Origin of the sequence: Paraburkholderia sp. A1RI-2L (assembly GCF_048957375.1) — a bacterium.
In the GTDB taxonomy this organism is placed as follows: Bacteria; Pseudomonadota; Gammaproteobacteria; order Burkholderiales; family Burkholderiaceae; genus Paraburkholderia.
The window spans coordinates 971,714-996,079 of sequence record NZ_JARBTA010000003.1 but is presented as its reverse complement, the minus strand read 5'-3'; the positions used below and the strand labels follow the sequence as shown (position 1 = coordinate 996,079).

Here is a 24,366-nt window from a genome sequence, read left to right as displayed (position 1 = left end):
TCGTCATGTACGTCATTTTCGGAGCGTCGGGTAACGCCGGATTCGCCACCGCCACGGCCTTGCGCGGCGCGGGCCACGCCGTGCGCGCGGTGCTGCACGAGACGCGTCGCGGTGCGCATCGCAGCGCCCGGCTCAGTTCGCATCGCGGTTCGCATCACAGTTCACATCAGCGCGACCGTCTGGCCGCGCTCGGCTGCGAAATCGCATTCGCGGAGCTGAGCGACTGCGCTTCGGTGGCCGAAGCGATTCGCGGCGCGCAGGCGGTGCAAATCCTCTGCCCGGTGCCCATGGCCGATGCGCATCCCGAGGAGACGATGCGCACGATGATCGACGCAGCCGCCGGGGCGCTGCGCGTGGACCCGCCTGAGACCGTGCTCGCGCTGTCCGACTACGGCGCCGAGCTGAAAGGGAACACCGGCATCACGCGGCTTTATCACTATCTCGAGCAACAGTTGAAGGCCGTGTCCACGCGGCTGATTCTGCTTCGCTCCGCCGAGCACATGCAGAACTGGCGCCGCACGATTCCTGCCGCGCTGGCTTCTGGCGTGCTGGCGAGCTTTCATCATCCGCTTGACAAGCGCTTTCCCACGGTCGCGGCGCAAGACGTGGGCGTGGCGGCAGCCGAACTGCTGCGCGACCCGGCGCACAGGCACGGCACGCGCGTCGTGAGCATCGAAGGCCCGAGTCGCATCAGCGCAGCGTATGTCGCCAATGTGCTTGCCGAGATCAGCAACCGGGAAATCGTCGCGCGGGAACTGCCGCGCGACCAGTGGACGCCCGTGCTGCTGCGCGCGGGGCTAGGCGAGCGGCATGCGCAACTGATCATGGACCTCTACGATGCGCACAACGCCGGCAAGATCGACGTCGAGTTCGGCATGCCCGAGCGGCGCTTCGGGAAAACGGAATTAGTGGAGGTGCTTGCGCCGGTTGTGGCGGGGCTGAATGGCCAGCCGCGCATGGAGCGGGCATGAAGGCTGGGCTTTATTTCACGGTTTTTCCGCTTGCCGTCTGAGCGATTCCGCCAGCACGAGAATTTGTTGCGCTCGCAACATAACGGGGCGATCGACCATTTTCCCATCCACCGTGATCGCCCCCGCATCGGCCTTGCTTGCCGCTTCAGCCACGCGCGCCGCCCACGCGAGCTCCTGCTCACTGGGCCGATAGCAGCGGTGCACCGGCTCGATCTGCTGCGGATGAATGCAGAGCTTCGCGCCAAAGCCAAGCCGCTTGCCATTGAGCGCATCGCGCTCGATGCGCGCGAGATCGTGAATATCGGGCGTGACCCCGTCGACCGGCGCATCGATGCCGGCCACGCGCGAAATCAGCGCAAGCTGGCTGCGATAGTGATTGAGCGGCTCGCCGTCGTCGGGCATGCCCATTTCGGCGATGAAATCGAGCGTGCCGAACATCAGCCGCTTCACGCAGGTCGCCTTTGCGATGGCCATCGCGTTCCACATCCCCTGGGCGCTCTCGATCAGCGGATAGACCGGCACGCCGCGGCGCGCGAGCGCGATGGCCGACGCGACGTCCTCCGCGCACTCGGCCTTCGGCAGCACGATGCCCGCGACGCCATCGAGCGCACCGAGCTTCGCGTCCTGCTCGAACCACTGCGTCGCGCGCGCGTTGATGCGCACGAGCACCGGATGGCGGTGCGATACCCAGTTGGCGATGGCCTCACGCGCCGCGTCCTTCGCGTCGTGCGCGACGGCGTCTTCGAGGTCGACGATAACCGCATCCGCGCCGCTCGCAAGCGCCCGCTCGAAGCGCTCCGGACGACTGCCCGGCACAAACAGATACGACTGCGGCGAGAACGTTGCTCGCCCCGCGTCGTCAGCGTTGTTATCGGCAACACGCCCATCGGGCGACGCAATCCCCATTTCGTCTTCTCCACGATTTCATTTGCGCTAGCAGAGCACGCATTACACGTGGGATCGCGGCGAACGGCAACTATCGTTTAACTCTGCCCGTCATAGTTCGCGCCTATTGGTAACGAGGTCGCGAGATCGGCACGTTCGGGCGGCGCGGCGAATTTGCGTCCTACAATTTCATCACCCATCCCGCTGGCCGAACCGCCATCCGCGAACTTTTCGACGCCACCCTGTCCGCCGGCCCGCGGCTCGCGCGTCATTGTGATGACGGCCCGATATTGCGGCGACCATCACCTGACCATCGCCCGGCTATCGTTCGGTCGCCTCAACCCCATGACGGAGGCTCATATGCAATATCTATTGCTGATCTATTCGAAGGAAGCCGGCTGGAGCCAGATGACCGACAGCGAGCGGCAGCAAGGCGTTGCCGCCTATCACGCGTACACCGAAGCGCTGAAAAAGGCCGACGTGCTGTTGGGCGCCAACCGGTTGCAGCCAACGAGCACCGCCACCACGGTGCGGCTCGTCGACAGCAAGCCGCAGGTGCTCGACGGGCCGTATTCCGACTCGAAGGAGCAGCTCGCGGGCTACTACCTGATCGACGTGCCCAATCTGGACGCGGCAATTGCGTGGGCGTCGCGTTGCCCCGGCGCGGGGCACGGCGTGATGGAGGTGCGCCCCGTCTGGACCGCGCCCTACGACGCGCCCGCCGCTGCATGAGTCCTTCTCGCGGCGGTAACGACAGCGGCGGCAGCGGCGCACGCAGCGCCGGGACCGCCGCGCATTCGATTGCCGGGGCCGTGGCACGCCGCAGCTACGGCAAGCTCGTCGCGCTGCTGGCGATGCGCACGCGCGACGTCGCCGCCGCCGAGGATGCGCTAGCCGAAGCGTTTTCCGCCGCGCTCGCGGACTGGCCCGAGCGCGGCTGCCCCGCGAATCCCGAAGCGTGGCTGATGACGGTCGCGCAACGCAGGGCGATCGATGGCGCACGTCATCGCCGCATCGGCGACGAGGTGTCGAGCCAGCTCGCGATCCTCGCCGACGAGATCGACGAGCATGAAGCAGATGCGCTGCCCGACCGGCGGCTCGCGCTGCTGTTCGCGTGCACACACCCCGCGCTGGACGCCACGATTCGCACGCCGCTGATGCTGCAAGTCGTGCTGGGGCTCGAAGCGAAGACGATCGCGTCCGCGTTCCTGATGTCGCCCGCCGCCATGACCAAGCGCCTCGTGCGCGCGAAGCACAAGATCCGCGAGGCCGGCATTCCGTTCGACGTGCCCGAGCGCGAGGCGCTGCCCGGCCGGCTCGCTGCAGTGCTGGAAGCGGTTTATGCCGCGTATGCACAGGGGTGGACCGACCCGCTCGGCAACGACACCGAACGCCGCGATCTCGCCGATGAGGCGCTATTTCTCGCGCAGTTGCTCGTCGAACTGATGCCCGACGAGCCGGAGACACTCGGCATGCTCGCGCTGATGCTGTTCGCGCAAGCGCGGCGCGATGCGCGACGCGATGAAGCCGGCGAGTACGTGCCGTTATCGGCGCAAGATCCGTCGGCATGGAACGCGCCGATGATCGACGCCGCCAACGCGCTGCTTCGGCGTGCGAGCGCCTTCAACGTGATCGGCCGCTTTCAACTCGAAGCCGCGCTGCAATCGGCGCATGTGCACCGCTGCCAGACGCGCCGCCCGAACTGGGACGAGGTCGTGCAGCTCTACGACGCGCTGCTCGCGATTGCGGCGTCGCCGGTGGTCGCGGTGAACCGCGCGCTCGCGCTCGCGGAACGCGACGGCCCGCAGGCGGCGCTCGACGCGCTCGAACCGTATGCGGACGATCCGCGGCTGGCCGACTATCAGCCGTACTGGGCGGCGCGCGCCAATCTCCTCGCGCGAGCGGGCGCGAAAGCTCAGGCGCTCGATGCCTATGATCTCGCGATCGGTCTCGAACAGGACCCGGCCGTGCGCCGCTTCCTGCAACGCAAGCGGCTGGAATTGTCGTTGGCCGGAGGCTAGCGCGGCAATGCAGCCGTGGCCGCACGCGTAGCGTCGCTTACTGCGTGCACGCCTCATGCAGCACGTTGAGCCTGCGCACCGGGTCCGCCACGAAGGGATTGCTTTCGTCCCATGCGTAGCCCGCCAGCACCGCGCTGATCATGAGCCGGATCGAAGGGGCCTGCTGCGGGTAGTAAATGATGTCCTGCAACTCGCCCGTGTACCAGCGATCGACGAACGCACGGAACGTGTCGATGCCCCTGCGCAACGGCACATCGTATTCGGCATGCCAGTCCACCGTTTCGCCGGCGAGTGCGCGCCTCAAGACCTCGACGGCCAGATGCGCCGATCGCAACGCGATCGTGACGCCCGACGAAAACACCGGGTCGAGAAACTCGCCCGCATTGCCGAGCAGCGCATAGCCTGCTCCGTGCAGGCTCGCGACGTTGGCCGAATAACCGCTGATCTGCCTCACCGGCATCAGGAACGGCGCGTCGCCGATCAGGCGGTTCAGCGTCGGCTCCTCGCGAATCAGCGTGCGCAGGCGCGCCTCGCGCGCGGCTTCCGGAACATCGAGGAAAGCCGCCTCGGCCACGCATCCCACCGAGGAACGCCCGCCCGCGAGCGGAATCATCCAGAACCACACGTCGCGATGCTCGGGGTGCGTCGCGACGCAGATCTTGTTGCGATCGAACGCGTCGAGCGCCAGCCCATCGCGAACATGGCTGAAGATCGCGGTGCGCGTCGGCTGGCGCGTGGGCGCTTCCAGATCCAGCAGTCGCGGCAGCACCCGGCCGAAGCCGCTCGCGTCGAGCACGAAGCGCGCGTGCACCTCGTAGCGCGCATCGCTCTCGTCGGCGACCTCCAGCACTTGCGCAGCGCCCGTGCGCATGGCCAGCACCGTATGACCGAAGCGCACTTCGGCGCCTTGCTGCGCGGCGCAACCGATCAGCACTTCGTCGAATTTCGCGCGCTCGACCTGATAGGTCGTGCCCCAGCCCGGACTATGCTTGTCGCGGAAGTCGAACGACGACGCACGGTCGCGCCACACGAAATGCGCGCCGTTCTTGTACTGAAAGCCCGCCTCCACCACGGCCTGCAACATGCCCGCTTCTTCGAGGTAGGCCATGCTTTGCGGCAACAGGCTCTCGCCAATCGAAAAGCGCGGGAAATGCTGCCGTTCCAGCACCAGCACCGAATGGCCGGACTTGCGCAATAGCGCAGCCGCCACCGCGCCGGACGGGCCGGCGCCAATGATCGCCACATCCACGGCTTCGTGCCGGGTCGCGAGGGTTTGCACAGCTTCTGCGGGGTTATGTTCCATGCTTCGTTCCGTCCTGTGATCCTGTATATCCTGTGCGTCCTGCACCTTCTAACCCAACGTATGCCCGATATCGCTCTTCGGCGAGCCGTTGAGCATGCGCGCGCCACCCATGCCGTTCATGACGACACGCTTCATCAGACCATCCCGCCGTTCACGCCGATCACCTGACGCGTGACATACGAGGCCGCATCCGACATCAGAAAACCGACCACGGCCGCCACTTCGGCGGGCTGCCCCACGCGATTCATCGGCACGGCCTTCAGCGCGTGCTCGAGCGGCACGTCGTCGAGCATGCCGGTGTCCACCAGCCCGGGCGCGACGCTGTTGACCGTGATATTGCGCGTGGCCAGTTCCACTGCCAGCGCCTTGGTCGCGCCGATCAGGCCAGCCTTGGCCGCGCTGTAGTTGACCTGGCCGCGATTGCCGGTCACGCCGGACACCGACGACACCGTCACGATCCGGCCGCCCTTGCGCGCGCGCACCATCGGCATGATCAGCGGATGGACCACGTTGTAGAACGCGTCGAGGCCCGTTTCCAGCACGATGTCCCAGTCTTCATCGGTGAGCGCCGGAAACGCCGCGTCGCGCGTCACGCCCGCGCAGCAGACGATGCCGTAGTACGGGCCGTGCGCGGCCACATCCGCTTCGAGTATCGCGCGGCACGCGGCACGATCGCGCACGTCGAATTGCAGTACGCTGGCCGCGCCGCCCTGCGCGGCGATATCGGCCATCACGGCCTGCGCTTCGTTGAGGCCGGTGCGGCAATGCACGCTGACGGCAAAGCCGTCCGCGGCCAGTTGATGCGCGATCGCGCGGCCAATGCCGCGGCTCGCGCCGGTGACGAGGACACGCCGGCTCATGGTTTGTCATTCTCCTCGATAAAATTCCGAAAAATATTCGACTGAACGGATCGCACGCATATAAGGGGTAAGGTCGACTCCGAACACGCGCTCGAACGCGCAGTCGTTAAAATTCGAGCTATTTTCGCGCCGTTTTAATCGCCCACGCCAGCCCCTCTTCTCACCAACCTTTCATGCTCTCCCTCCCGACCGCCGGACTGATGGCTTTGAGCTGCGCGATCGTGCTCCTCATGCCGGGCCCCACCAACACCCTCCTCGCCGCCGCCGGGCTGAGACAGGGCGTGCGCCGATCGGCACCGCTCACCGCTGCGGAACTGGCCGGCTACCTCGTTTCGATTTCTCTTTGGGGCATTTGCTTCACCCATGCCTCGCATTCGATGAGCTGGCTGCCCAAGCTCCTGCGCGTGGCCAGCAGCGTCTACCTTGCGTGGCTCGCCATTCGCCTGTGGCTCACGGCGGATTCGGTTTCGTCCTCGGCTATCGGCGTGGTCAGCGCGCGCTCGCTATTCTGCGCAACGCTGCTCAATCCCAAGGCCACGCTATTCGCGGGCTCGATTTTTCCTGCCGCAGCGTTTTCACGCCCCGCAACGTGGCTCGCGGCCATGGCGATCTTCTCGGCCCTGTTGGTGCCCATTGGCCTCGTGTGGATCGCCATCGGCGCCGCGCCTCGCAGCGGGCGCGTGCCGGGCATTCGGACCGCGCGGGTTCAGCGTTGCGCCGCGATGGTGGTGGCGACCTTCTCCATGTCGCTGGTGTGGCCGCTCGTTCGGTAGGCGTCGGCACAGTCCGTTACCTGGCCACCTGACGGCTGGTCGGCGCGCAGTTCCCCGAAGTTGTCTGCCTGCAACACGTGCAATGCGCGACGCATGATCCTGACCAGGATAAATCCGAAGTTCATTGAAACGGGCAATCTGACGTTTTTTGAGATGCTACCCCTGTAAGGATTTCGAAAAATCTACGGGGGTGACGGGATGAACCAGGGCTGGTGTTTTCGCGCGTGCGCAATATGCTCGTGGCTGTCGAGGAAACGGCCACCGCAGCGGGGAAACGGCGCCCACGCTCAATGAACTGAGCGCGCAGCGCATCATGGAGAAAAAAGAAGATGTGAAATATACCGAATCGCGGGAATACCGGCGTGCGCACGAGGAACACCACTGTCGCTATTGCATTGATGATTTAGCTGGCCGCCTGCGGTGGAAGCAGCAGCAAAAACAGCGGCGTTTCCACGAATTCCACTGGCAGCGAAACAGTGGCTGATAACACGAATACGATGCCGCCAACGCCCTCAACGAACGCCAGCTTCTTCGACGGCATCTTCATGAAGGACACAGGCGCGGGCTACTATCAGTTCGATCTGCGTCCTGCCAGGTCAGGCCCGATAGATTCGCTGCCCGATCCGACCGGCTTCGGCAGGACGCAATACTATGTCAACGCCGACAGTGACAGCAATTTCAGCATGGCGTCGAGCATCATCTCCGGCAGCTTCACAAGGCAGTATGTGACGCAGGTTTATATCGCCACAGAGGGCCCGTTCACATCTCAGCGGCTGCTGGGCACAGATATCGGAGCTCACTCGAAGATCTTCGCGAAACTGCCGCAGGGCTACGAGCTTGGCATGCAGGCACTGGCCGCGCTTGTGACGCCATCGAGGCGAATTTTTTCGATAAACGAATTAGTCGAAAGGAAAACGCGGAACGGCAATTGCGGTATGGAAGCGCCTTTATCTTCTCAGAGGAGCGATCGTGAACCGAGATACCAAAACGCCGTCTTACCCGTTCGCATCCGGAGGGTGGGGGTCGCTCAAGGCGGTCGCAAAAATTCTGTTGCAGGAAAAGGTCCCGCTGAAAGACAGTGCCATACTCCTGAAGCAAAACAAGCCGGACGGCTTCATGTGCGTAAGCTGTTCATGGGCGAAGCCGGCCGACACTCATGCCTTCGAGTTCTGCGAAAGCGGTGCAAAAGCCACCGCCTGGGACACCACGGCCAAACGAGCACCGCCGGAATTCTTCAACCGCAATACGGTAACGTCGCTGCTTCAATGGCACGATCATGATCTCGAGGAAACAGGTCGACTTACCGCTCCGATGCGGTATGACACCGCGACCGATAAATACGTCGAAGTAAGCTGGGATGACGCGTTTTCGGAGATCGGCCGGGAGCTTGGCTCACTCGATCCGGAGAAAGTCGTCTTCTATACGTCGGGGCGCGCGTCGCTGGAGACCGCCTACATGTACCAGCTCTTCGCACGAATGTACGGCTGCAACAACCTGCCCGACAGCTCGAACATGTGTCATGAGAGCACGAGCGTAGGTCTGAAAGAAGCGATTGGCGTGGGCGTTGGCACCATCACGCTGGAAGACTTTGACAAGACCGATCTGATGTTCTTCTTCGGCCAGAACGTCGGCACCAACAGTCCCCGGATGCTTCATCAGCTTCAGCATGCGCGCGAGCGCGGCGTGCCCATCATCACCTTCAATCCACTGCGGGAACCGGGGCTCGTCTCTTTCGCCAATCCGCAGTCGCCGCGCGATATGCTCACGCCTGCCGAAACGCGGATCAGCACCCAATATCATCAGGTCAAAACCGGTGGCGACACCGCTGCGATCCTCGGCATCTGCAAGGCCGTCATCGAAGCCGACGACGATGCGCTCCGACATGGGCGACCGCGCGTGATCGACACCGCGTTCATCGACGAACATACAACCGGGTTTACAGGCTTCGCGACGTGCGTGCGAAGCACCTCATGGGAAGAAATCGAGCAGGTCAGCGGCCTGGGACGCGCAGCACTGCTCGAAGCCGCGACCGACTATATGCGCGCCAACGCGGTGATGGCGCATTATGGAATGGGATTGACGCAGCATCGACTTGGTGTGCAGAACGTGCGAATGCTCTGCAACCTGCTATTCCTGCGCGGCAACGTTGGCAAACCGGGAGCCGGCCCCTCGCCTGTCCGTGGCCATTCGAACGTCCAGGGTCAGCGTACCGTCGGCGTGACGGAGAAGCCTGAACTCGCACCGCTGGATCAGCTTGCCAAACAGTTTTCGTTCGAGCCTCCACGCAAGAAAGGCTTAAACACGGTCGAAGCATTCGAGGCCATGGTCAAAGGCGAGGTGGATGCCGTCGTCAACCTGGGCGGCAACCTGGTGCGCTCCGTACCCGACCGCTCACAGACCGAGCCGGCGTGGGCACGCTTGCGCCTGACCGTGAATGTGGCCACCAGGCTGAACCGGAGCCACCTCGTCCACGGCGAAGTTTCGTACATACTGCCTTGCCTGAGCCGGATCGAGTTCCATCGCACCCCGTCTGGCGAGCAAGCGGTGTCGATGGAAGACAGCACGGGCTGCATGCACGGCTCAAGGGGCGTAACGGAACCGGCAAGCGACAAGGCCCGGCCGGAGCCGTATATCGTCGCGGGCATTGCGAAGGCGACGCTCGGTCATCGATCGACCGTCAACTGGGACGTGTGGTGTGATGACTACTCGCTGGTGCGCGATGAAATCACCAAAACGTACCCCGACATATTTCACGATTTCAATTCGCGCATGTGGGAACCCGGCGGCTTTCATCGCCCTATTCCGGCACAACACCGACAATGGAAGACGAAGTCAGGCAAGGCCGAATTCCTTGTAACGTATTCGCTCGGCGAAGACCCGGACATGCCCGACAAGTTTCCCGAAGGGCTGCGTTTGATGACGCTGCGCAGCGACAGCCAGTTCAACACGACGCTCTATAGCCTGGACGACCGTTTCCGCGGGGTAAAGGGCAGCCGCATGGTCATCCTGATGAATAAGGTTGACATCGAGAAACGCAATCTTGCCGAGGGGCAAAAAATCACGCTCCAGACGATCGCCGACGATGGCATCGATCGACGCCTTGCCGGCCTCGAAATCAAGGCCTACGAAATACCAGAAGGCTGTATCGGCGGTTATTACCCCGAGTGCAATGTGCTATTGCCGCTCTGGCATTATGCGAAGGAAAGCAAGGTGCCGGGAGCGAAGTCAATTCCGGTGCGCATCATTTGACGCCCCGGCGCGTCGATGTATGGAATCGCCGGATCTTCGAGATTATTTCCGCCGACACAGGCTTTACTGTTGCAAGGGCGAAATCTCGCTTTCTGCTGAAATTTCTGCCTCCGCCCTATGCCAATACTCGTCGGTGTGGTCATCGGGCGAGCCCGCCTTTTCCCACAACTCGTACGCACGCCGCCGAATACGTTCTTCGCGGCTGCTCTGCGCCGGTGTCTCTTCTATCCTCGTGGCGCCCCCGACCGCCGGCGGATCACTTGCTGGAAACGTCGCCTCGACCGCTTTATCGATCTTCCCTTCGGACTTTTGGGTTGCGCTGTTCTGCTCCTGCGTTTTCGCTTTCGCCTTCGCCGCCATTTGTGCCTCCGTTTAGGTGACTAGCGCAGAGCGCAAGCGGCGTTCCGGTCTGCGGTCATTTTGATAGCGCGAATTGAAGTCGTTGTTCTATCTTCCGCCCCCTACAAAGTTTCATGCATGACCGCCCAGAATTACATGCCATCGCACAGGCCCGGCATCCTTGACGGGCGCCGCGCTTCGCGATGCGCGATGAGCGCGTCGTATGCAGCAACGTAATCGTCACACATGCGCTCCGCAGTGAAGCGTCGCTCGAACTCGGCGCGGCAGCGCTCACGGGAAAGCAAGGGCAAGCGTGCAACGGCGTCGACTGCCGCATCCGGTCCATCCACGACGAACCCGCTCACGCCATCCGAGAGCACTTCGGCGACGGCGCCGCGGCGGGTGGCGATCACGGGCGTTCCGCTCGCGAGCGCCTCGATCATCACCAGGCCAAACGGCTCGTCCCAACTGATCGGCATCAGCAATGCTTCGGCGCGACGCAGCAACATCGCGCGCAAACCGCCCCCCACTTCGCCTACGTACTCCACACAGTTGGCGTTGCGCGCGATCAGCGGACGCATATGGTCCTCGAACCATGCACGCTCCCCCGGATGGACTGCCGCGGCCATCTTCAACGGCTTGCCGGCTCGTCGAGCGATGTCTATTGCCCTGTCCGGCCCCTTGCCCGGCATCATGCGGCCCATCCACAGAAGATAGCCGTCGTGAGCCGCGCTGGGCACGAAGAGATCGGAGGGCAAGCCGTGCGCGATCGTCGCTAGCCAGTTCGCGTGCGGAGCGCTCCTGCGCTGCGCTTGCGATAGCGCGACGAGCGCTTCGCCCCGCGACACGTCGAGCAGCACACCCAGGTCCTGGCGGCGAATTACGCCGTGCATCGTGGTGAGCGAAGCGACGTTCAATCTGCACGCGAGCGGCAGATGCAGCGGTTCGGTGTGGAAGTGCACGACGTCGAATTCATGCGCGCGCGCGGCCACCCGCTCGAGTTGCGCAACGTGGTGGACCAGCGTGTCGGTTACGTCCCGGTCGTGCCACAGCGCCCGTGCGCAACAAGGTACGAGAACGGCGTGGGTTTGCGAATCGCCGCTCGCGAACAGCGTCACGTCGTGGCCGCGGTCGATGAGTGCTTGAGTCAGGTAATGAACGATCCGCTCAGTGGCGCCGTAACGCACGGGCGGTACGCGTTCATAGAGCGGAGCGACCTGGGCGATACGCATGGCATTCCTTCACAGGACCGGCCGGCGCCGGGGAACGCTATTCCGCACTCGTCGTTCCCGGTTCGGCTGCGTGCAGCGCAGGTCGCTGCACACGTGCTGCATTTCCCGGTGCGAAGCCTGATGCAATTGCCCGCGTGGCTCGTCGCCGATCAAGCGAACCGTTTGCGCCTCGTCTGAGCTCGCCGGTCGGGTATGCACAGTGCTTAATCGAGGCATGTCCCTGCGGAGCAATACCATGAGCAAACCTGAACAATCCACCGACGCGCTGGAGCTGTTGACCGCCGACCACCGCGCCGTCGACAAACTCTTCGATGCGTACCAGGAAGCCGGGCAAGCCAGCGAGGACGCCCGCTTCACGATCGTCAAACGAACGTGCGAGCAACTGACTGTGCATACGATGCTCGAGGAGGAGTTGCTGTATCCCGCCGCAAGCGACGCATTGTCCAAAGATACGCTTGATGTGGACGAGGCACGGGTCGAACACTATCTCGTGAAAATGCTCATCCAGCGTTTCGTTACGCTCACGCCCGCGCACGCGGGCTACGACGCGACGTTCCGCGTGCTAGCCGAACTGGTCCGCCACCATGTACAAGAAGAAGAAAACGGACTGTTTCCGCTCTTGCGCGGCAGCAACGTTGATCTTGCGGCGCTGGGCCGGCGTATTGCGTCGCGCAAGGCCGAACTCGATGCCAAGCTCGAAGCCGCCGGAGCGAAGACCACGGGCGACAAGACGCTGGTGCTCTCGCATTTCGATATGCCGCTTTGAGAGCGAGCCGATGCCGCAAACGCCGCCTCTCACTTGTGGAGAGGCCGACGCGAGGTCGCTCACGTCATTCGTCGTGATGGCTTGGGCATTGTTGCCCCATGCGCTGCGAATATAGATGAGCACATTGGCGATCTCCACGTCCGCGAGCGTCCCGGCGAAGCCCGGCATCGCCTGGTGCGGCGGCCCAGCGAGCGTCGACGGGCTGCTACCGCCCTCAACATGCTTGTGGTCTTTTTCATATCGCCAGGTGGGCCCCTTGGGCAGGCCGAACCCGGGTGTACGCATTTTTGTTCCGCTCAAAGCGGATGCTCTGCGCGGGCTTCGTCAAGCACGGCGCGTGGGAACAGACTGTGCTAATTAGCCCGCATGCACGCACATCTCTCGCAGGTCGGCGAGGAGGACATCATGGGCGAAGTGCGGATCGGCATTTCCGGCTGGCGCTACGACGGCTGGCGCGGCACGTTCTATCCACAAAGTCTGCCGCAAAAGCGCGAGCTCGACTTCGCCTCGCGTGCCGTGCAGACCATCGAAATTAACGGCACGCACTACAGCCTGCAATCGCCGGCGTCGTTCGAGCAGTGGCGAGACGAAACGCCGAACGGTTTCGTCTTCAGCATCAAGGGCGCACGCTACCTCACACACATGCTGCGGTTTCGGGACGAGTCGGCAATCGTTGCGTGTGCGAACTTCTTTGCGCAAGGGTTGCTGGCGTTGAACGAAAAATTAGGACCTCTACTCTGGCAGTTCCCGCCAACCTACCCCTTCAATGCCGATCGCCTGGAACGGTTCCTCGCACTGCTGCCGCGCGATACGGAAGCTGCGCTACGTCTGGCGAGACGCCACGACTCACGGGTGAAGACGCCGCGGCTCACCATCGACCGCAACCGGCCCATGCGCCACGCCATCGAAATTCGCCATGCGAGTTTCGTTGACCCCTCTTTCGTGGATCTGCTCCTACGCCATCGCGTGGCGCTCGTGGTATCCGATTCCACGGAACCCTGGCCCTATGCCGAAGATGCCACCGCCGACTTTACCTATGCACGGCTGCACGGTTCAACCGGAAAATATGCGGGGGCCTACAGCGACGCGGCGCTAGACGAATGGGAAGCCCGCTTCAGAGCATGGAGCGAGGGAAAGACCGCAGCGCACGCGCGACTCATCGCGCCCGCGCTCGGCAATCGCGAATGCAAACCGCGCGACGTGTACTGCTATTTCGACAATGATCAGAAGACGGAAGCGCCCTTCGACGCGCGCCGCTTGATGACCCGGTTTGGTTTCGCCGAAGAACCGCTCGCTCGCGGCTCGACATCTCGCGCACCCGCCGCTTTGCGTCGCTCTTCAGAAAAGCGACGAGCGCTGCCTCGTCAGCCTTGAGTCCGCGGCGGCGCGCGGCGGGCAGCGCCTGGGCGAGGGCACCCGCCTCGAACGCTTCGATCACGGCCGGATGGACATAGCACTTGCGGCAAACCGCCGGCGTATTGCGCAGCAGTTGCGATATCTGCTTGATGGTGCCGACGACGTGTTTGCGCGCCTGCGTCGCCGTTTCCCATTCCAGCTTGCGCAGCGCCGCCAGCGCGAAAACGCTGCCCGCCCACGTGCGGTAGTCTTTCGCGGTGAACTCTACGCCGGTGATCTCGCGCAGATACTCGTTGATGTCCGAGGAGCTAACGGAATGCCTCGCGCCATCGGCGTCGAGATACTGAAAGAGCTCCTGGCCCGGCAGTTCCATACAGCGCCTGACGATGCGCGCGACGCGCGCGTCGCTGACCGCGACATCGTGCTCGATGCCGCTCTTGCCACGAAACCGGAAGCGCAGCCGGTCAGACGACACCGTCAAATGCCGCTTGAGCAGCGTCGTCAGGCCATACGAGCGGTTCTCTCGAGCATACTCCTCGCTGCCCACGCGAATCAGTGTGATATCGAGCAGGCGCACGACGGTGGCCAGCACCTTGTCTCGCGGCATGCCGTCGAGCGCCAGATCGCGCGCCAACCGGGCGCGCAGTTTCGGCAGCGTCGTGCCGAACGCCAGCAAGCGCTCGTACTTGGTCGCGTCGCGCGTTTCACGCCAGCGCGGGTGATACCGGTATTGCTTGCGCCCGCGTGCATCGCGGCCCGTTGCCTGCAAATGGCCGTGCGGATCCGGGCAGATCCAGACGTCGGTATAGGCAGGCGGCACCGCCAATGCATTGATACGGCGAATCTCGGCATCGTCCTTGATGCGCTTGCCTCGCGTATCGAAGTAGACGAACGCCCCATCGATCCGCTCGCGCGTGTACCCGCGATGCGAGTCGTCGACGTAGCGCAGGCCCGAGGGCATGACGTCAGTAAAGGATGCGCTGCGCTCGCGCGCGGCGCTTTTGCGGCCCGGCTCTCCAGCATTTTCCTGATTGTTTGCCACGGCTTGCCTCGGTCGATTGGCCTGATTGGGTAACGAACGAGCAATGCCCGTGCCGCGAACGCCGTTGCGATTCTTGCGCGAGACCAGCGCTCAGCCGGACTTGCCGCACTTCGACGAACCGTTGAGCCGAACCGGGAATATTCAATGCGGCAATCCAGCAATGCAGCACAAACACCCGGACACCCGATTCAACCCCCAAGTGGAGCCAATGATGACTGAACCGACGATCGCCCTCCCCGACGCAGGCCCGGGCCAGGCGTCTGAACGCGTTGCGTCACTGAGTACAGGAATGACCGATCTCGCACGCCTTTGCGTCGAGACCGCTGGCCGCATCGTGGAACTCAATAGCCGCGCGTTCAATACCGCCCTGAATGAGCAGCGCGCCATCGCACTGGAATCGGCCGCCGGGCATTCGGCGTTTGACACATGGCGCCTGAATGCAAGCTATGCATTAGCGGGCACTGCAAAGACTGCGGCCTACTGGCGGCACGTCAACGAGATCATGCTTGGCGCGATCGTCGATTGCGTTAGCGGTACTGAAAGCCGTCTTAACCATGACTTCATGGTGTGGACCGCCGCGTTCGAGAGGCCCGCCTCTTAAAGCATCCGCACTGATTCGCACCGCCGGCGCCACCGCCCTTCATCCTGTATTCGGCATCGTTCGGACAAGTGGCGCGGCACGTTCCGTGCGGCAGGACACCTGCTACGTCCGCCGCTCTATTGATTCAGCATCGAACCTCGAGGTGATCATCATGCAACCTGCGAAGCCCGCACCCAGCGAGAACGAGAGCCCTCTGAACCCGGGCGACGAAGGCCCCCCGGGCACCCCCGGCGTCGGTGAAGACCTGTGCGGCGCCTGCCATGGCACCGGTCTCGTCGAAGGACAGCGCTGCGCCGTCTGCGGCGGTACGGGCAAGGTCCTGCAGGGCATCGGTGGTGGTTAGTGCCGCCTCCCGGCGATAGCGCGGCGATGTCCGCGGCTGCGTCGCTCGCGCTGGCGACAGGCGAGATTGGCGCGGCTGGTGCCGATGGGAAGAAGGCGTGTAGCCCGTGTTGAATCACGCACCATCGCCTGGCGCGATTTATTGCCCGGATAAAAAAACGCCAACCCGTATTATTCCCGGGTTGGCGTTTCGCTTCGGGTACTGCCGATATCAGAACTGGTTCATCGTGTTGTCCTTACCGGCCGCCTTCAGCGCTGCTTCGCCGCTGAAGTATTCCTTGTGGTCGTCGCCGATGTCCGAGCCCGACATGTTCTGGTGCTTCACACAAGCGATGCCCTGGCGGATTTCCTTGCGCTGCACGCCAGCCACATAACCGAGCATGCCCTGGTCGCCGAAGTATTCCTTCGCGAGGTTGTCGGTCGACAGTGCCGCGGTGTGGTACGTCGGCAGCGTGATCAGGTGGTGGAAGATACCGGCTTCGCGCGAGGCATCGGCCTGGAACGTGCGGATCTTTTCGTCGGCGAGCTTCGCCAGTTCGGTCTGATCGTATTCCACGCTCATCAGCTGGCCACGCTCGTAGGCCGACATATCCTTGCCCTCGGCCTTCATCGCGTCGTATGCCTGCTGGCGGAAGTTCAGCGTCCAGTTGAACGACGGGCTGTTGTTGTACACCAGCTTCGCGTTCGGGATGACCTTGCGGATCTCGCTGACCATGCCGCCGATCTGCGCGATATGCGGCTTTTCGGTTTCGATCCACAGCAGGTCGGCGCCGTTTTGCAGAGCGGTGACGCAGTCGAGCACGCAGCGCGCTTCGCCCGTGCCGGCGCGGAACTGGAACAGGTTGCTCGGCAGGCGCTTGGGACGCAGCAGCTTGCCGTCGCGCTTGATGATCACGTCGCCGTTGCCCAGTTGGTCAGCCGTCAGTTCTTCGCAATCGAGGAACGAGTTGTACTGGTCGCCCAGGTCGCCCGGCGTGCGGGTCACGGCGATCTGCTTGGTCAGGCCGGCGCCCAGCGAGTCGGTGCGGGCCACGATGATGCCGTCGTCCACGCCCAGTTCGAGGAACGCGTAGCGGATCGCGCGGATCTTCGCGAGGAAGTCCTCGTGCGGCACGGTGACCTTGCCGTCCTGGTGGCCGCACTGCTTCTCGTCCGACACCTGGTTTTCGATCTGGATGCAGCATGCGCCCGCTTCGATGAACTGCTTGGCCAGCAGATACGTGGCTTCAGCGTTGCCGAAACCCGCGTCGATGTCGGCGATGATGGGCACCACGTGCGTGACGTGGTTGTCGATCTTTTGCTGGATGGCGGCCTTGGCGGACGCGTCCTTTGCGGCGTCGAGTTCGCGGAACAGGCCGCCCAGTTCACGGGCGTCGGCCTGGCGCAGGAACGTGTACAGCTCGCGGATCAGCGCGCTGACCGAGGTCTTTTCGTGCATCGACTGGTCCGGCAGCGGGCCGAACTCGGAGCGCAGCGCAGCCACCATCCAGCCCGACAGGTACAGATAGCGGCGCTCGGTGCTGTTGAAGTGCTTCTTGATGGAGATCATCTTCTGCTGGCCGATGAAGCCGTGCCAGCAACCCAGCGACTGCGTGTACTTCGACGGGTCGGCGTCGTAGGCGGCCATGTCGGCGCGCATGATCTTCGCGGTGTACTTCGCGATGTCCAGACCCGTCTTGAACTTGTTCTGGGCACGCATGCGGGCGGCGTATTCGGGATTGATGGCATTCCAGGCGCTGCCGTGGTTTTCCTTCAAGCCAGCCACTGCCTTGATGTCGTCTTGATACTGAGCCATGTGTCTCTCCTAAGAGCAAAGCGCGTTTGATCAAATGGTTTCAGCGTGCCGCCCCGTTTGTCGAAGCGAACTGCATGACTCAATAGTAACGCCGCCCACCGCGTTTGGGTGAAGTCTTATATAAGACATAAGACATAATTTACGCTTTAAATTCAATAAGATACGCACATCTTTTTGCGATACAAAACAGATTTTCGAGTGACGAAAAAATCTCACCCCGGAAATTCCCCGCATATCCCGCAATGTGAAACGCGCTTTCAGCGGCTGGAGAGTCGGGCTCGCCACGCGCATGCGCCGACGATCCGCTGGCCCTCGCGTTCACCACCGCGCGTGAAATCGCGCAGCGCAGCCCCGACGCGATTCGCGCCGCCAAGCGCCTGCTGCAGGTCGCGTCGCGCGGCAACGCGGCGGCGACGTTGATCGCCGAATCCGTGGAGCAAGAGGCGCTGATAGGCGGTGAAAACCAGCGCGAAACCGTCGCGGCGAACATCGAAAAACGCGTGCCGCGCTTCGTGCCGGCATCGCCCTTTAAAGGCAGCCGGTGACAGTCGCGCTCATGGCTGGGGGGCGTGCGTGCGCAACATCGCGATCTGCTCGCGCCAGCGCGCCATCACCTTCTCGCGCTCGTGCAGGCGGAACGTCACCCCGCTCAGCACCTCGGCATATTTCGCGCGATGCACGTCCACACGCTCGACGCGCAGGCGAAACACGCTGAGGTCGAGCGCGGTCTGATGCTCGGCGACGAGGCTTGCCTGCGCGCGTATCTCCAGCACCGCGCCGTCATGCACCAGCGTGAGCGTGAGGCGTGCGTCGCGCTGCATGTTCTGCGCGGTGTTCGAGCGCGGCCACATCGCCACGAGCAGGGTTTGCGCGTCGAGCGCCAGCACTTCCCCCACACTTAGCTGCGCACCGTGCGGCCAGCCATCGGCGCCCACGGTCGAGAGGCGAAAGGCTTCGTCCGCGCGCGTCTCGAGGTGCTCGCCGTCCAGCGCGCGCACGAGCGAAGGCGGCAGCTCGCGCGCGTCATGCTGCGCGTCCGCGTGCTTGCGCTCCGGCGCGGAATCGCGGGTTTCATCTCGATGCATCGATCAGGGTCTCCGAAGGGGGCAAGCGGGTTCGCAAGCGCCACGCCAATCTACCGCATCGCGTACGACGATGGAATTGCTCGGCCAGGCCACCGTCACTCTGTACGCGCCGACATTTTCTCGGCATATACTCGGCGTCTTCCCCTCCCCTCCGCGACGTTCCGACGACTATGAAACGTGTGACCGTCCGGCAATCGCCGGTGCATGGCAAAGGCGTTTTCGCGCTGCTTCCGTTGCGCGCCGGGGAGCGCATTTTCGAGTACAAGGGCATGGTGACCACGTGGCGCGAGGCGGCGCGCTGGAACGCGCGCCGCAGCGACTTGGGCCACACCTTCCTGTTCGGCCTGTCCGACGGGCGAGTGATCGACGGCGGGCGCGGCGGCAATGGCGCACGCTGGCTCAATCACGCGTGCGCCGCGAACTGCGAGGCAGTCGAAGGAAACGGGCGCGTGTTCATCGAGGCAATCCGCGATATCGCACCCGGCGAGGAGCTCTTCATCGACTACGCGCTCGAGATCGAGCAGCACGCCGACGACGACGCGCAACGCGACTATGCCTGCCGCTGCGGCGCCCCGCTCTGCCGCGGCACCATGCTGGGAGCATTGGCCGCGGGTGCACTTGTTTTAGCGGTGTGAACCCGCCGATGTAAAGCAACCATTCACATCGGCGATTTGATCAGGAATCCAGATAAATCACGCAATTGCCGCCATTACCCCGGGGGCCGCCGCAACTGGCGGTGAATCCAATGCCGCGCATCGCGGCGTGCCTCAGGCGGCGCTTTGCTTGAGTCTCGCGTACACGAACTGCCCGAAATACCACGCGAGATCGGAATGGCTGAGGATATTCGCGTCCGACAACGCGGAGGCTTCGAGCTTCAGGCGACGCAGCATGAGCTTGCCGGCTTGCGACACGATGTACAGGCGCACGAGTTCCTTGCGGGTCTTCTCGTCGGCAGACTCGAAATGCTCGCGCCCGCGCTGGACTTCGTCGTTGCGGCGCGCGCGCGCTTCTTCGTCGCGCGCGGCGATGCTCTGCTTCACGGCGCTGCCGGCCGCGGCTTTCGCCGTTTCCGCCGCGCTCTCGGCCGCCGCCCGCTCGGTCTGGATCGCCACCATCTTGCGCTCGGCCTCCGACACCTGCCAGTTGTGGCTCAGCGCCTTCATCAGGTAGCCGGCCGGGCTCTTGGTGACCTTGCCCTGATTGAGGCGAAAACGCGTGTATTCGATGGCCTGCTGGATCCGCTCGTCGGTCCAGCTCATGCGATGCTCGGCGATCACATCGAACTGCTTGTTGCTCAGGCCGAACTCCTCCTTCAGCGTGAGCAGCAGGTCGTGGGCGTCGGGCTGACGGCTCAGCATGGCGGCAACGGTGTCCTTGCGCTTCAGCCGGAAGCGGATCTTGTTGATCTTGCGCGAGGTTTCGGAGTCGGCCCGTGTTTCGTAGCTCAGGTCGATGTCCGAGAGCTCGTTGATCTGGCGCACGGCCGGATCGAGATACTTCGGCCGGAAGTGCTTGAATTCCGACGCGCTCGATCCAAGCTTGCCCGGCCAGCGGCGCATGACGTCGAGCTCGATCCAGTCGGTAAAGCCCGCGCTCACGTAGGGCAGCACGTAGTCGTAGATTGCCCGCGCGAAAGTCTGCGAGAAGGCGGCCGTGATGCACAGGTTGAGCCAGTGATGCTTGTCCGGACCGGTGATGTGTCGCAGCATCAGCGGCGGGATGCGAAACTGGATACGCCCCTTGCCGATCTTCACGCTGCCCATCAACTGCTCGGAAATCCACTGGTCCTCTTCGCTGGGCGCGCGATCGGGCGGCGTGTCCGTCACTTCGATGAGCACCCGCTGCGCTTCCTTGATCACGCTCTGGAGATGACGCACGTTGCGGCTCTCGTAGCGCATGAGCCACTTGAAGTAGTTCAGGTCGACGTCGTAGATCTCGCGCGGCAGCGGTTCTTGGGCCGCGATGAAATAGGCGGCATCGATAAAACGTCGCGACGACAGGCCGAGCCCGTTGATCGCAACGAAAACGTTGTTGCGCTGAAAGCCGATCTCCCTCGTGCTCTCATTGATAGGCTGGCCGGACATTTCCTCGAACAACCCGAGCGACATCTGCTGGGTGGTCGTCCTGCGTCCGCTGTCCTCCGACATTCGTGTGCTCTCCGTCGATATTGGCCGCGACTCTATCACTCCCCGAACACAAGTCAACACAATAACCGTTACCTCAAACGGCAGGCTTTGAAGGGTCCGCACAAAAACCGTGCCGAATTGCACATAGACCTCTCCATCCCCAGCACAAAAAACATCACCCTCGTGCACATAAACCAATGCTTTCAGCACATAGACCGGTGCTTTTCAGCAGCAAGTCCTTGAAGACAAAGGATTCGAAGGCGTTCGTTAGTGGGTTAGTAGGTTTTCTTTGTTTAAGTAAACAAACCAACGGCAAGAAGCAAAGACGCTTCGCGCAAAAATTTACGCAAATTGGCTGAGGACACATGGGCGTATTTCTTATAGGAAAAGCCGCAGGATCCTTCGCCAATGGGGATTTGAGCGCAAATCTTCGAGGATTTGCTGTGCTACCGGTCGATCAAACCGTACTTGGCCATCATCGAGGGCAACGGTTTATGTGCACCTGTTCGCGCTGGTGGTAATGGTTTGTGTGCGGCCGGCCGGAGGACGGCGTCCGCTGCTGAATTTCTTCTTCCCGATGCCCTCTTCAGTAACGTTTTTTGTGCAAACAGCGGGTGGAGGAACGAAGGTGGAGGTTTTTGTGCAGAAGAGGGAGTCCGACGAGGCAACGTTTAATGTGCAAGAGCGTGCGATGGGCCTCCATGGACGCGAACGCGAGTTTGGGGCGAAGGCCGGTAACGTTTTTTGTGCTGACTCTTGGGGACTTTGGCGTTCGCCCATCTTCTTGTGGCGGCGGCTATCGTCGTTTTGTCTGCGCTTGCCGACATCTTTGCCTCCGGGACTGCGCAATAGTCACGTTTTTTGTGCAGTTCAGCGCTTGCGCGGTTCCGGTTGCGGCGGGTGTTGGATTGGGTAACGGTTTTTGTGTCAATTTTCGGTGTTGGGGTCGTTGAATCTCCTGTGCGTGCACAAAATCCGTTACTGTGGAACCCGAATCGGTACCGTCGTTTCGCGGATTAGCGAAAGTGCACAAAAATCGTGACCTCTGAAGATTTTGTCTGCTTATACGAATGTCTGCGCAGCGCTGTGAATCAGAGGGTGCCGCGATCTCCATCAGAATCGAGAGAATTCCGGCGGGTGCATGCTTAAAAAATAGGCAAATCGGCAGGAATGCCCTTAAATGCCGCGTAGGCGGCCTGGCGCCCTGACGAGGGTCCAAGGCTGGACCGAAGCTCCGGAGCCCGTCATAGCGCAAATAAAAAGGTCGATTTTTTTAAAAATCGCCCTCAATCAGTGTGTTTCGATACGCTTTTCCTGTATTCTACGCTTTATCTAAATTCCGATGAAAAGCGTATTAATGGCAAAGACTATCGAATTTCCATCGATTGATCGGCGTGTCGACCTTTCTGCGGTCACGCAGTTTGCAGAGGAAGCCGGTCAACTATCAGAAGAACTTCGGGAAATGATGCTGGCGCCGAAGCCGCGAAAGATGGCGCCCACATTCACGTCCGCGCAAGTTGCCGAACTGTGCGGCATCGACCGCATCAAGCTCAACAATCTGCTCGCTACACGCGAGGGCCTGCCACAAGGCGAGGCCCAAGGCTCGGGGCGCAGCCGGGTGTTTACCTTGCCTGAAGCGCGCACGTGGGTCCAGCAGGTTTCGGATATTTATCAAACGCCACTTCATACTGGCGTGCGCGATGCCGACGGCAAGGTCATTCTGGTCGCCAACTTCAAGGGCGGTTCCACCAAGACCACCACCACGATGTGCCTCGCCCAGGGCTTGACGCTGCGCGGCCGGCGGGTGCTGCTTATCGACCTCGACCCACAGGCATCACTCACTGAGCTTTGCGGCCTTTATGCGGAAAAAGAAGTCACGGAGGACAGCACGGTCCTGCCGTTCATTTACGATCCGCAGATGGAAGGCGGCCTGCGGAACTTCGTGCAGCCGACCTATTGGGACGGGCTCGACGTCATTCCGGCGCACCCCACGCTCTTCTCGGCGGAGTTCCATATTCCCGGCACCGTCATCAAGAATCCCGGCTTCAAGTTCTGGGACTTGCTGCGCCAAGGTATTGAGTCACTGCGTCAGCACTACGACTACATCATCCTCGATACCGCGCCGTCGCTGTCCTACCTCACCATCAACGCGCTGATGGCCGCCGATGCCATGGTCATGCCGCTAGTTCCGGAGAGCCTCGACTTCATCAGCTCGGTGTCGTTCTGGAGTCTTTTCTCCGATCTCGCGCACACGATCATGGAGCGCGGCGACGAAAAAACCTACGACTTTGTTTCGGTGCTGCTGTCGAAAGTGGATTATGGCAAGACGTCGTCGGCGCCTGTGGTTCGCTCCTGGGTGCAGCGCACCTACAAGGATTGGGTCAGCGCCGTGGAAGTGCCGGCCAGTTCGGCTATGAGTAACGGTGCTCTGGCGATGGCCACCGTGTTCGATATCAGCAAGGGCGATCTCGCTGACAAGACCGTCGCGCGCGTCCGGCAGCCGCTCACCGATTATGTGCGCTGGATCGATGATCTTTATGTAGAGCAATGGAGGGCCGGAAAATGAGCTCGTTTCGCGACAAAATGGCGGCCAAAACCGCCGAGCTCGGTTCTGCTTCGGAGCGCCAGGCGACCGAACGGCCTGTGCCCGCCGCACCGGAGCCACGCCGCAGCAGCGCGTTCAAGACGGGCCCGGGAATGCTGGGGGCGCTGGCCGTGGCCCAGCAGCGCATCCAGGAACTCGAAAGCACGAGCGACAAGCTCATGCTTCCCGTCAGTGCGATTCAGCCCAACCCGTGGCAGCCACGCAAGATTTTCAGCGATGAGGGTCTTGCATCGCTGGCTGAATCGATTCGCGAAGTGGGGCTGGTGGAGCCGGTTGTCGTGCGGCGCGCCGACAACGGCTATCAGTTGATTGCCGGTGAGCGGCGTTTGCGGGCGCACGTTTTACTGCACGAGGAAGAGATTCGTGCGTCGGTGATCGAGTGCTCGGATCAGGACATGGCCGTGCTCGCGTTGGTCGAGAACGTAGGCCGCGAAGATCTGACTGATTATGAGATTGGCCAGTCGCTGCGCCGCGCCGAGCGGGAATTTCCGACGCGCACGCGGATGGCGGAGGCGCTGGGCATGTCGCGCAAAGGCTTGTATCGATTCCTCGCGTTCGAGAAGCTTCCCGACTTTATTCGCCGTGACCTTGATCTGAATCCTCGCTTGCTTGGCGGATCCGCCGCGGACGAAATCGTTTCAGCGCTCAAGAAGCACGGTGCACAAGGGTTGAAGGCAACGCGCGAGCTTTGGCCGGCGGTCGTCGCCGGGACGCTTGATCAAGGGAAGCTGGCTGCAGCCATTGGTGCGCAATCGGATCGAGGCGAGAGCGAGCAGAGCGTTTCGGAGCGGAGTATTGAGAAGATTTTCTCGGGCAAGAGCCACGCAGGCAGCATCACGAAGGATACGAATAGCTTCACCGTGAAGCTGAAGACTGGCGTTCTTTCAGATGCACAGGAGACGCAGATTCGCGAACTGATCAGCCAGTTGTTCAATGTGAAGCCCGGCTGAGGATGAGTTCCAGGTTGTTCGATGGTGTTAAAGGCCCGCGCATGCGGGCTTTTTTTATGGGCCGG

General features: G+C 62.4%; 23 protein-coding genes and 1 pseudogene. 14 read left to right on the top strand and 10 right to left on the bottom strand.

The annotated features are described in order from the left end of the window. The first annotated feature begins 5 nt into the window (after positions 1-5). On the top strand, positions 6-971 hold the full coding sequence (locus PWP93_RS27740; RefSeq protein ID WP_421046857.1) for an NmrA family NAD(P)-binding protein: 966 nt from the start codon (positions 6-8) through the stop codon (positions 969-971). Positions 972-986: 15 nt separating this feature from the next. On the opposite strand, the gene PWP93_RS27735 is transcribed toward PWP93_RS27740, so the two are convergent. Then, complete coding sequence (locus PWP93_RS27735) at positions 987-1,877, bottom strand: HpcH/HpaI aldolase/citrate lyase family protein (RefSeq protein ID WP_421046856.1); 891 nt, start codon at positions 1,875-1,877, stop codon at positions 987-989. A 339-nt stretch (positions 1,878-2,216) separates the two neighbouring features. Between PWP93_RS27735 and PWP93_RS27730 the strand changes: the two genes are divergently transcribed. Further along, positions 2,217-2,588 carry a YciI family protein gene (locus PWP93_RS27730; RefSeq protein ID WP_421027287.1) on the top strand — a complete coding sequence of 124 codons (372 nt, stop codon included), beginning with the start codon at positions 2,217-2,219 and terminating at the stop codon, positions 2,586-2,588. Then, positions 2,585-3,877, top strand: a complete 1,293-nt coding sequence (locus PWP93_RS27725) for an RNA polymerase sigma factor (RefSeq protein WP_421046855.1) — start codon at positions 2,585-2,587, stop codon at positions 3,875-3,877. Before PWP93_RS27730 ends, PWP93_RS27725 begins: the two co-directional genes overlap by 4 nt. Before the next feature lie 37 nt (positions 3,878-3,914). On the opposite strand, the gene PWP93_RS27720 is transcribed toward PWP93_RS27725, so the two are convergent. Together PWP93_RS27720 and PWP93_RS27715 are read right to left on the bottom strand one after the other, a co-directional pair. Next, a complete protein-coding gene (locus PWP93_RS27720; RefSeq protein WP_421046854.1) occupies positions 3,915-5,180 on the bottom strand; it encodes an NAD(P)/FAD-dependent oxidoreductase in 1,266 nt (421 codons plus the stop codon). 134 nt (positions 5,181-5,314) lie between these two features. Next, on the bottom strand, positions 5,315-6,040 hold the full coding sequence (locus PWP93_RS27715; protein WP_421027284.1) for a 3-ketoacyl-ACP reductase FabG2: 726 nt from the start codon (positions 6,038-6,040) through the stop codon (positions 5,315-5,317). A gap of 173 nt (positions 6,041-6,213) precedes the next feature. On the opposite strand from PWP93_RS27715, the gene PWP93_RS27710 reads away from it, so the two are divergent. Beyond that, the gene (locus tag PWP93_RS27710) at positions 6,214-6,813 is read left to right on the top strand and encodes a LysE family translocator (protein WP_421046853.1); all 600 of its coding nucleotides are present in this window, start codon (positions 6,214-6,216) and stop codon (positions 6,811-6,813) included. 212 nt (positions 6,814-7,025) lie between these two features. Beyond that, positions 7,026-7,112: an ESPR-type extended signal peptide-containing protein gene (locus PWP93_RS27705; RefSeq protein ID WP_421047014.1), complete on the top strand. Its 87-nt coding sequence runs from the start codon at positions 7,026-7,028 to the stop codon at positions 7,110-7,112. 104 nt (positions 7,113-7,216) lie between these two features. Here the strand turns inward: PWP93_RS27705 and PWP93_RS27700 are convergent, their stop codons facing one another. Next, positions 7,217-7,360 (bottom strand): hypothetical protein, encoded by a 144-nt coding sequence (locus PWP93_RS27700; protein WP_421046852.1) that lies wholly within the window; start codon positions 7,358-7,360, stop codon positions 7,217-7,219. A 422-nt stretch (positions 7,361-7,782) separates the two neighbouring features. On the opposite strand from PWP93_RS27700, the gene PWP93_RS27695 reads away from it, so the two are divergent. Next, the gene (locus PWP93_RS27695) at positions 7,783-10,062 is read left to right on the top strand and encodes an FdhF/YdeP family oxidoreductase (protein ID WP_421046851.1); all 2,280 of its coding nucleotides are present in this window, start codon (positions 7,783-7,785) and stop codon (positions 10,060-10,062) included. A 63-nt stretch (positions 10,063-10,125) separates the two neighbouring features. Here the strand turns inward: PWP93_RS27695 and PWP93_RS27690 are convergent, their stop codons facing one another. Next, complete coding sequence (locus PWP93_RS27690) at positions 10,126-10,422, bottom strand: DUF2934 domain-containing protein (RefSeq protein ID WP_421046850.1); 297 nt, start codon at positions 10,420-10,422, stop codon at positions 10,126-10,128. A 131-nt stretch (positions 10,423-10,553) separates the two neighbouring features. Next, positions 10,554-11,633 (bottom strand): glycosyltransferase family 4 protein, encoded by a 1,080-nt coding sequence (locus PWP93_RS27685; protein WP_421046849.1) that lies wholly within the window; start codon positions 11,631-11,633, stop codon positions 10,554-10,556. A 235-nt stretch (positions 11,634-11,868) separates the two neighbouring features. Here PWP93_RS27685 and PWP93_RS27680 point away from each other — a divergent pair, with 235 nt between their 5' ends. Both PWP93_RS27680 and PWP93_RS27675 read left to right on the top strand, forming a co-directional pair. Further along, the gene (locus PWP93_RS27680; protein ID WP_421046848.1) at positions 11,869-12,399 is read left to right on the top strand and encodes a hemerythrin domain-containing protein; all 531 of its coding nucleotides are present in this window, start codon (positions 11,869-11,871) and stop codon (positions 12,397-12,399) included. A gap of 405 nt (positions 12,400-12,804) precedes the next feature. Beyond that, entirely contained in the window at positions 12,805-13,773 is a 969-nt protein-coding gene (locus PWP93_RS27675) for a DUF72 domain-containing protein (RefSeq protein ID WP_421046847.1), read from the top strand. Here PWP93_RS27675 and PWP93_RS27670 read toward each other — a convergent pair. After that, a pseudogene (locus PWP93_RS27670) lies at positions 13,744-14,716 on the bottom strand (DNA topoisomerase IB); the annotation flags it as partial. The gene PWP93_RS27675 and the pseudogene PWP93_RS27670 sit on opposite strands and share 30 nt — an antisense overlap. Before the next feature lie 370 nt (positions 14,717-15,086). Here PWP93_RS27670 and PWP93_RS27665 point away from each other — a divergent pair. Then, positions 15,087-15,398, top strand: a complete 312-nt coding sequence (locus PWP93_RS27665; RefSeq protein WP_421027277.1) for a hypothetical protein — start codon at positions 15,087-15,089, stop codon at positions 15,396-15,398. A gap of 151 nt (positions 15,399-15,549) precedes the next feature. Then, complete coding sequence (locus tag PWP93_RS27660; protein WP_421028005.1) at positions 15,550-15,741, top strand: hypothetical protein; 192 nt, start codon at positions 15,550-15,552, stop codon at positions 15,739-15,741. A gap of 210 nt (positions 15,742-15,951) precedes the next feature. Here PWP93_RS27660 and PWP93_RS27655 read toward each other — a convergent pair whose 3' ends face one another. Further along, on the bottom strand, positions 15,952-17,535 hold the full coding sequence (locus PWP93_RS27655; protein ID WP_421046846.1) for an isocitrate lyase: 1,584 nt from the start codon (positions 17,533-17,535) through the stop codon (positions 15,952-15,954). Positions 17,536-17,951: 416 nt separating this feature from the next. Here PWP93_RS27655 and PWP93_RS27650 point away from each other — a divergent pair, with 416 nt between their 5' ends. After that, a complete protein-coding gene (locus PWP93_RS27650) occupies positions 17,952-18,080 on the top strand; it encodes a hypothetical protein (RefSeq protein WP_421046845.1) in 129 nt (42 codons plus the stop codon). A 9-nt stretch (positions 18,081-18,089) separates the two neighbouring features. Here the strand turns inward: PWP93_RS27650 and PWP93_RS27645 are convergent, their stop codons facing one another. Further along, a complete protein-coding gene (locus PWP93_RS27645) occupies positions 18,090-18,620 on the bottom strand; it encodes a pyridoxamine 5'-phosphate oxidase family protein (protein ID WP_421046844.1) in 531 nt (176 codons plus the stop codon). A 170-nt stretch (positions 18,621-18,790) separates the two neighbouring features. Between PWP93_RS27645 and PWP93_RS27640 the strand changes: the two genes are divergently transcribed. After that, on the top strand, positions 18,791-19,255 hold the full coding sequence (locus tag PWP93_RS27640) for an SET domain-containing protein (RefSeq protein WP_421046843.1): 465 nt from the start codon (positions 18,791-18,793) through the stop codon (positions 19,253-19,255). A 132-nt stretch (positions 19,256-19,387) separates the two neighbouring features. On the opposite strand, the gene PWP93_RS27635 is transcribed toward PWP93_RS27640, so the two are convergent. Then, positions 19,388-20,767: a replication initiation protein gene (locus PWP93_RS27635; protein ID WP_421046842.1), complete on the bottom strand. Its 1,380-nt coding sequence runs from the start codon at positions 20,765-20,767 to the stop codon at positions 19,388-19,390. A 1,336-nt stretch (positions 20,768-22,103) separates the two neighbouring features. Here PWP93_RS27635 and PWP93_RS27630 point away from each other — a divergent pair. Next, on the top strand, positions 22,104-23,312 hold the full coding sequence (locus PWP93_RS27630) for an AAA family ATPase (protein WP_421027271.1): 1,209 nt from the start codon (positions 22,104-22,106) through the stop codon (positions 23,310-23,312). Next, entirely contained in the window at positions 23,309-24,301 is a 993-nt protein-coding gene (locus tag PWP93_RS27625) for a ParB/RepB/Spo0J family partition protein (RefSeq protein ID WP_421046841.1), read from the top strand. The genes PWP93_RS27630 and PWP93_RS27625 overlap by 4 nt, the downstream gene beginning before the upstream one ends. Positions 24,302-24,366: the final 65 nt, after the last annotated feature.